Annotated in this window: 4 protein-coding genes and 1 pseudogene; 2 read left to right on the top strand and 3 right to left on the bottom strand. The window is 73.6% G+C overall.

The features are described 5' to 3' along the window. A pseudogene (locus KN815_RS44870) lies at positions 1–725 on the bottom strand (hypothetical protein); the annotation flags it as partial. A gap of 228 nt (positions 726–953) precedes the next feature. Between KN815_RS44870 and ssgD the strand changes: the two are divergent. Then, positions 954–1,367, top strand: a complete 414-nt coding sequence (gene ssgD / locus KN815_RS44865) for a spore wall synthesis regulator SsgD (protein WP_216347563.1) — start codon at positions 954–956, stop codon at positions 1,365–1,367. 293 nt (positions 1,368–1,660) lie between these two features. On the opposite strand, the gene KN815_RS44860 is transcribed toward ssgD, so the two are convergent. Both KN815_RS44860 and KN815_RS44855 read right to left on the bottom strand, forming a co-directional pair. Continuing rightward, on the bottom strand, positions 1,661–2,341 hold the full coding sequence (locus KN815_RS44860; protein WP_216347562.1) for a GOLPH3/VPS74 family protein: 681 nt from the start codon (positions 2,339–2,341) through the stop codon (positions 1,661–1,663). 660 nt (positions 2,342–3,001) lie between these two features. Beyond that, on the bottom strand, positions 3,002–3,676 hold the full coding sequence (locus KN815_RS44855; RefSeq protein ID WP_216347561.1) for a hypothetical protein: 675 nt from the start codon (positions 3,674–3,676) through the stop codon (positions 3,002–3,004). A 177-nt stretch (positions 3,677–3,853) separates the two neighbouring features. Between KN815_RS44855 and KN815_RS51220 the strand changes: the two genes are divergently transcribed. After that, the gene (locus tag KN815_RS51220) at positions 3,854–5,830 is read left to right on the top strand and encodes a transcriptional regulator (RefSeq protein WP_253209640.1); all 1,977 of its coding nucleotides are present in this window, start codon (positions 3,854–3,856) and stop codon (positions 5,828–5,830) included. Positions 5,831–6,015: the final 185 nt, after the last annotated feature.

Here is a 6,015-nt window from a genome sequence, read left to right as displayed (position 1 = left end):
GCCCCTGCGGCGCCCACCGCAGCGGCGGCCGCCAAGGGCGCCAGGAAGCGCGCCATGTCCCGGTCGTACAGCGCCAGCAGCGCCGGGCCGGTCAGCGCGGGCAGCCGGTCGTCGGCCGCCACGAGCTGCTCCATCCGGCCCCGGCAGTCCCGGCAGCCGTCGATGTGCACGGCGATCCGCTCGGCCTGGTCCGGGGAGTCCGTGCCCTGCACATGGCCGGGCAGCCGCTCCCAGTGCTCACCGCACGCCGCGCTCGCCGGATAGCCGGGCTGGGCGCGCAGGAACTCCTGGCGCACGCTCCCCCGGACCCGCTCCACCAGGGCCGCCGCGCCGTCCGGACTCACCCCGGTCCGCCATGCCACGTCCTGCGGCGGCAGCCCGTCCACCTCGGCGAGCCAGAGCACCTTCACCCAGCGCTGCGGCAGCTCATGGAGGACCTCCACGAGCGGTTCGAGGTACGACGCCTGCTGCGCCGGGCCCCAGCCCCCCGCCCCGGCCGACAGCTCTCTTACGGCGCTCGTCAGCTCGGCGGGGACGGCGTCGGCGCCGAGCGGATGCCCGGCGCGCAGCTTGCGCCACACGCTGTAGTGCGCCTCGGCCACCAGGTCTCCGGCAACCCAGGGGTTACCGGTAAGAGTTCGGGCATATCCGCACAGACGCGAATATTCGGCTTGGTAGATACGGGTGTAGGCGGCCGCGTCGAGCGGTGCGTGACCTTCGGTCATGGTGGAACAACCCCTGGGGTGGGTGCCTCGTCAATGCCGCCGTTCTGTAACAGCTCCGCACGGCGCCCCGAGACCTTGCATGGTTTGGCAAGCCTAAATGCCCTATGTCCCCTCGAAAAAACACTCGTGACGCACGTCACGTCGAAAGTGGGTGCACTGCCCTGATCGCCCAAACGTCTTAACCCTCGAAAGGGCGACGCGCCCCGCACCTATCGCAAGGGAGCCGACGTGACCACTGTCATCGATCAAGCCGTCCAGGCACAGCTCATCGCGTCGACGCCCGAGTCACGCGCGATTCCGGCGTGCCTGCGCTATGAGCGGGACGACCCGTTCGCCGTCCGCGTCTCGTTCCCGCCCTCCGCGTCGCTCGACGGCTCCGCGGTGGAGTGGACGTTCGGGCGGGAGCTGCTCTCGGCCGGGCTGCGCGGCCCGGCGGGCAGCGGGGATGTCCAGATGTGGCCGTGCGGACCGCGGCGGACGGTCCTGGAGTTCCATGCCCCCGAGGGCATGGCCATGGTCCAGTTCGACACCGCGGATCTCCGCAGCTTCCTCGGCCGCTCGTTCGCCATCGTCCCCGAGGGCAGCGAGGCCGGGGAGCTCGACCTGGACCAGGGGCTGGCGTCGCTGCTGAGAGACGCCTGAGCCGGAACGGACACCCGACCTGTGAGCCCGCCCGTACGGACCAGTGAGCCGGTCCGTACGAACACCCGCGAGACCGCCCGTACGGACACCTGGAGCCCGTCCGTACGGACACCTGCGAGACCGCCCTTACGGACCCGACACCTGTGAGCGCGCCCTTACGGACCCCGTGAGCCCTTACGGATCCCGTGAACTCTTACGGATCCCGTGAGCCCTTACGGACCCCGTGAGCCCTTACGGCGGACACCACCCGTGTGCCCGTACAGACGCTTGAGCCCGCCCTTACGGTGCGGGAGTCAGGTGGCGGTCGCGGTCGTGGTCGCCGCCAGCATGGCCGTGGCGACGGCGGCGGCGAGCGCCGTCCGCACCTGGGCGATCACCTTCTCCAGCACCGGCCCCATGCCCCCACAGCGCTCCCCCAGTTCGAGGATCCGGTGCTTGCGGACCTTGGCGTCCGTGGCCGTCACCACGGCCCGCAGCTCGCCCGCCGCCGCCAGGGTGACCAACGCCGCGTCCCGTTCGGACACTTCGGCCGCCGGCTGCTCGCCATGCAGTACGCGCACCGCGTCATCCCGCATCCCGGCCACCTGGTCGGGCCGTTCCAGCGTGTACTCCTTGGCCGGGAACAGCCCCAGCACCCGCCTCCCCTTCGCCCGCACATAACCGGCCGCCACCATCTGGTCGCGGACCGCGTGCTCGGTCAGCCGCGGCTGATGTCCCACCCAGATGTGCCAGCTTCGCGGCCGGGATTCGCCGATCAGCTCCAGCAGCCCGTCGAGTGCCCGGTCTCCGGTGGCGGCGTCGGCCACCGGGCAGGGGCTGCCGTCGGTGTCGGTGAGCATGCCCCGCTGAACGAGTTCGGTGAGGGCGGCGGCGCGGACGAGGAGGGCGGTGTGAGCACCGGTGGGCATGCCGGTCTCGGGGTCGTAGGAGAGCAGGTAGAGGGAGGCGGCGAGGGAGAGCGAGCCGTTCGGCATGGGAACCTCCGACGGTCGGGCGTCCGGTGGGGCGGCGTACCTCGACCATATCGGCCACGCGCCCCCATGATCGACCCTCCGCCCCGGGGGTTCCGGCGGGGCCGGGCAGGTCACCCTCCCCGGGGCGCGGCCGCCCCGGGGCCCGTTGCCTCCGTACGGGATTCGGCGCGCCCGGCCCCGGGTCCCGGCCGGTTCGGGGCCCTTCGCCGTACGGGACACGGCAGGTCCTGGGCCCGGCCGTCCCGGGGCCCGTCGCCCCCGGAGGGACACGGCAGGCCCCGGACACGCGGAGATGGCGGCCACGCGTACCCCCGTGTGTACGCGTAGCCGCCACCGGTCCCCTTCCCCGTTGGCCCCTCGGACCTGCCACCCCCGTCGGCCCGTCGGGCCATGTGACCCCCTGGCGGCCCCCTCGGGCCGAGTCCTTCGTCGGCCCCCTCGCCGCGCTCCCTATCGGCCCCGTCGGGCCGCCTCACCCCCCGTCAGCCCCTCGGGCCGTGTCCCCCGTCACCCCGTCCGGCGTGCCCCCTCGGCCCTTCTTGAGCCACGTCCCCCGTCGCCCCCGTCCGCCCCTCGGGCCCATCACCCCCGTTGGCCCGTCTGCCCTCGGCCCCCGCGCCGCCCCCGTCAGGACTCCGTCAGGGCTCCGTCAGGGCCTGCTCAGGGGTGGTACAGCTTCACCACCGCGGTCGTGGTGGTGCGCTTGAAGTCGGCGACCGGCGCCTGGTCGTAGCCGCCCATCTCGCCCCACGACACGACCGTGACGGTCCGGCCGTCGCGTCCCACGCCGAAGAGGTGGATGCCGGGCTCCGAGTCCGGGTACGAGGTGTGGACGCCGTAGACATGGGCGCCGTCCTCGGCCGTCAGCGCGCCGTAGTCCCGCCCGGAGGCGGTGCCCTCCGGATAGTCGCGCACCCAGTCGGCGGCGCAGTTCTGGATCTTCTTCTCGGCCGCGGCGGCGAGCTTACGGGCCGCCTCCACCGTGCCGGTCCTGACCACGATCTGCGTGGCGCTCGTGTCGTACTCGGTCCAGAACGTGCGATGCGTCGCCCCGGCCGACGGCAGGGTCTTCTCCACGCAGAACGGAGCGGTCTCGGGCAGGCCCCGAGTGACGTCACTGGCGTACCAGTCCGAACTCCGATGCGGCGGCAGCTCCCTCGGCACGAGGTGGCCGGGGGTGCCCTGGGCTACGACCGCCTGCGCCTCCGCCCGGGCCGAGGGTGCGTGGGCCTGGGCCGACCCGGTCCCGGCCACGGCCACGGCCACGACGGCGGCCGCGGCCACGACGCCTGGCGCGGCACCGCGGAAGCGGAATGAGTGCGTGGGCTTGCGCATGAGGTGTTTCCTCGTCTCTTCCCGATCTCAGCATCTGTCTCAGCATCTGTGCAGGTCCGCCGCCGCACCGGGAGGTCGCGGCGGCAGGACAAGCGTGTGCGCCACCTGGCCGTGGCCGCTACGACCGGCGGGGCATACGGGACGCTGGAACGCCTGCACGTACGCTGACTTGGGGGTATGACAGCACCCTGGAACGCGCCCGTGGAACGCCCACGGGACGAAGTCGCGGTGCCGGGGACGAAATGGGGGGTGGTGGGCGTGGGGAACGCCAAAGAGGTTGAGGATTTCGCCGAGAGACTGCGGGTGCTGAAGGAGCGATCGGGCCGCAGTTACGGCTCGTTGGCCACACGACTGCACGTCAGCACGTCCACGCTGCACCGCTACTGCAACGGCGACGCGGTCCCGGCGGAGTACGCCTCCGTGGAGCGCTTCGCCCGGCTGTGCGGCGCCACCCCGGAGGAACTGCTCGCCCTTCACCGCCGCTGGATCCTCGCGGACGCCTCCAGACGCCGCACACGCGAGGCCGACCGCGAGAGCGCGGGCGGCCGACCGGCGGCCGACGGCACGGCGTCGGCCCCGCGCGGGGACGGGACCGACCGACCGGTGGTGGGCGGCGGCGCAGCGCGGGAGGCGGATGCGCGGCCTGCTGACGGTGGGTCACGGCAGTTAGCCGACAAACGAGAAGGCGCCGACGACCCGGCGGGAACGGACGATCCGTCGGAGACGTCGGCGACATCGGCGACATCGGACCCCTCCGAGAGCACCGCCTCGCCCGACGCCCGCCCGGCCACCGGCCGCCCCTCCACACCCGCCGAGGCCGCCTCCACGACCAACACCACGAACGGCGGCACCACGGCTGCCACCGAGCCCGACCCCTCACCGGGCCGCCCCGAAGAGGCCACCGGGCCGGATCGGGCGGTCCTCGGCCAAGGTGGCGCGCACCAGGGCGGTGCCGGGCAGCAGCCCGGGCACGCCACCGAACGGACCGGCGGCGGCAGGACCCTGTCCGCGTCGGCCGGTCACGCCCGACCGCCCGGCGCGCCTACGGGCGACGCCCGATCCACGCCCACCGGCAACACCCGGTCCACGCCCACCGGCAACACCCGGTCCACGCCCCCCGGCAACGCCCCGTCCACGCCCACCGCGCGGAGGCGTTTGCGGGCCGTGCCCGGGAGCGACGGCGGCAGCGCCGTCGTGTCACGGGCGCGGCGGCCGTGGGCGTTACTCGCCGGGGCCGCCGCCGTCGTCGTGCTCGCCGTCACCGCCGTCGAGGTACGGCCGCCCGGCGAGGACGGCCGTAAGGACGCGGCGGCCTCACCGCCCTCCGCCGCCCCCTCGTCCACACCGCGCTCCGGGCCGAGCGCCCGCGGACATCTGGACCGTCAGAAGACGGACGGCGACGACGCGTCCGGCGCACCGCGCGGCGACGGTAAGGACGGTAAGGGCGAGCGCGGCAAGGAACAGAGGGCCAATGGGGGCGCCTCCGGCTCCCCCGCGCCCGGCGCCTCCAAGGGCTCGGACGGCGGCGGCTCCACCCAGGTCCCGCTCACTCTCTCCACCCGTTCCCATGTCTGGGAGAACGGCTGCGGCCACCGCTATCTCATCGACCGGTCCCCGTCCGAGGTCGCCCCGCCGCCCACCGAGCAGGACGCCCCGACCTGGGCCGCCGCCCATGGCGCGGTGCACGGCGGGACCACCAATGTCGAGGTCACGGTGCAGGGCCGGGCCTCGTCGGCGGTCGTCCTCCAGGCCCTGCATGTACGGGTCGTGGGCCGCCGCACCCCGCTCGCGTGGTCGTCGTTCGCCATGGACAACGGCTGCGGGGGCTCCCTCACCCCGCGCGCCTTCTCGGTGAATCTGGACGCCGCCCGTCCGCTGGCCCGCCCCACCGAGGGCAACGACGCGGGCAAGCCGATCCCCGCCGTCCGCTTCCCCTACCGCGTCTCGGCCTCCGACCCGGAGGTGCTGCTGGTCAACGCCCGCACGGCGGGCTGCGACTGTAGCTGGTACCTGGAGCTGGACTGGGCGAGCGGTGGCCGCTCGGGGACGCTGCGGATCGACGACCAGGGCTCGCCGTTCCGCACCAGCAGCGTCAAGGGACGCCCGCAGTACGCCTACGACTACACCGACGGCTCCTGGCACATGAGCGAATGAGCCACGAGCCACTGAGCCACTGAGCGAATGAGCCACTGAGCACCCGGCGGCGACGCCGTCTCACTTCACCGGCGACGCCATCCGACTCCACCGGCGACACCCGCCTCACTCCACCGGCGACACCCGCCTCACTCCACCGGCGACACCCGCCTCACTCCACCGGCGACACCCGCCTCACTCCACCG

The sequence above is a fragment of the Streptomyces niphimycinicus genome, from assembly GCF_018883605.1.
In the GTDB taxonomy this organism is placed as follows: Bacteria; Actinomycetota; Actinomycetes; order Streptomycetales; family Streptomycetaceae; genus Streptomyces; species Streptomyces niphimycinicus.
This window is presented reverse-complemented; position numbering and strand designations above follow the sequence as displayed.

What these genes read in the sequence shown, in the direction of transcription:
- KN815_RS44860 (WP_216347562.1), bottom strand. Translation starts at nt 2,341, where the DNA reads ATGCCGAACGGCTCGCTCTCCCTCGCCGCCTCCCTCTACCTGCTCTCC.
- KN815_RS44855 (WP_216347561.1), bottom strand. Translation starts at nt 3,676, where the DNA reads ATGCGCAAGCCCACGCACTCATTCCGCTTCCGCGGTGCCGCGCCAGGC.
- KN815_RS51220 (WP_253209640.1), top strand. Translation starts at nt 3,854, where the DNA reads ATGACAGCACCCTGGAACGCGCCCGTGGAACGCCCACGGGACGAAGTC.